This window comes from Streptomyces sp. NPDC000941 (assembly GCF_053599555.1).
In genome coordinates this window covers 1-1,220 of sequence record NZ_JBSFMM010000556.1, presented here as the reverse complement: position 1 = coordinate 1,220, position 1,220 = coordinate 1, and the positions used below count along the sequence as shown (strand labels likewise).

Below are 1,220 nucleotides of genomic sequence, written 5' to 3'. Positions count from 1 at the left end.
GGCGAGCTGCCAGGGGACGGGGCCGCCGCCGAAGCGCTTGACGACGGCTTCGACCAGCCACGGCAGCAGCGCGGTGATGCCGACGAGCATCAGCACCGCACCGCCCGCGACCTGGTAGGTGGAGTCGGCGCTGTTCTCTTCCGAGCGGAGGTGCAGCAGCAGCGCGAGGCCGAGGACGGGGAACAGCAGCCGCCACCACAGGCGGCGGCGCGTGGGCGTGGCGTTGCGCACGACGCCGAGCGGTTCGATGGCGATGCCGCGCAGCGCGATCTGGGTGACCACGACGGCGCAGGCGGGCACGGCGACCATGATCAGCCCGGTGAGCGTGGCCGCGGGCTGGACGTCGGAGGGGAAGAAGCTGGTGCCGAACACCGTGACCCCGCCGATGAACTGCCTGATCAGCAGGAAGAACCCCCAGCCCACCGCGAGTCCGAGGAGGGCGCCGACCAGCGACTCGCCGGCCGCGATCCGCCGTGTCATCCGGCTGTCGGCGCCGACCAGGCGCAGCGCGGCGAGCCGTCGGTCGCGGCGCTCGCCGCCGAAGCGTACGGCGGTGGCGATGAAGATGGCCACGGGCAGCAGCAGCACGACACAGCCCACGACGATCAGCATGAGCAGGATCGGGTCCAGGGGCTCCTTCGGGGAGTTGTCGCCCCAGCCGTCGAGACGGATGACGTTGTCGTCGATGGCGTCGGGATCGATGCCCGCGTAGTAGAAGAACTCGCCTGGCCCGATCAGCCCCTCGTCGCCGATGGTTCCGGTGATCTTGTAGTCGAGGCGTTCCCTGAGCAACTTGTTGTCGCCGTCGGCGAGCAGCTTCTTCAGGGCGGGGGAGACCACCATCTCGCCGCGCGCGGGGATCCGGTCGACGCCCGGGGGCAGGGGCGGCCGGTCGCCGTCGGGCGCCAGCAGGAGGCCCGTGATGCCATCGCCGCGGAAGGTGGTGGATCCCCAGTCGAACTGCACGGTCTCAGGATCCGGCTTGATGTCGCTGCTCTCGGACGGGGTGCGGGCGTCGGTGCGGTCCTCGCGCGCGGAGACGATATGCGGGACACCGGCGGCGAACAGCAGCAGCGCCACGCCGAGCCCGACGCCGACCGCCGTCAGGACCGTCCTGGCCCAGCTTTCCCGGCCGCCGGAGACCGCGAACCGCGCCCCCGTCGCCAGATCCGCGGCCCAGCGGGCCGGGCCGACCCGCTGGCGGGGCTCCGGGCGGTCGC

Annotated in this window: 1 protein-coding gene; it reads right to left on the bottom strand. The window is 72.4% G+C overall.

The features are described from left to right. The coding region (locus ACWDSL_RS53455) for an FtsX-like permease family protein (RefSeq protein WP_450497028.1) at positions 1 to 1,220 on the bottom strand (1,220 nt) is incomplete at both ends.